The organism is Staphylococcus sp. EG-SA-10 (assembly GCF_017151945.1).
GTDB lineage: Bacteria > Bacillota > Bacilli > Staphylococcales > Staphylococcaceae > Staphylococcus > Staphylococcus aureus.
In genome coordinates this window covers 1-263 of the sequence record NZ_JACVZJ010000064.1, presented here as the reverse complement: position 1 = coordinate 263, position 263 = coordinate 1, and the positions used below count along the sequence as shown (strand labels likewise).

The following is a 263-nucleotide window of genomic DNA, read 5'->3' as shown; positions in this document are numbered from 1 at the left end:
ACATTCATATGTCTGGTGACTATAGCAAGGAGGTCACACCTGTTCCCATGCCGAACACAGAAGTTAAGCTCCTTAGCGTCGATGGTAGTCGAACTTACGTTCCGCTAGAGTAGAACGTTGCCAGGCATAATATTAATCCACAGTAGCTCAGTGGTAGAGCTATCGGCTGTTAACCGATCGGTCGTAGGTTCGAGTCCTACCTGTGGAGCCATGGCTCCTTGGTCAAGCGGTTAAGACACCGCCCTTTCACGGCGGTAACACGG

1 tRNA gene and 1 rRNA gene are annotated in these 263 nt (G+C 51.0%); both read left to right on the top strand.

The features are described 5' to 3' along the window. The first annotated feature begins 11 nt into the window (after positions 1 to 11). Positions 12 to 126 (top strand): 5S ribosomal RNA (rrf, locus tag IDG45_RS13800). 10 nt (positions 127 to 136) lie between these two features. Beyond that, positions 137 to 211 (top strand) — tRNA-Asn (locus IDG45_RS13795). Positions 212 to 263: the final 52 nt, after the last annotated feature.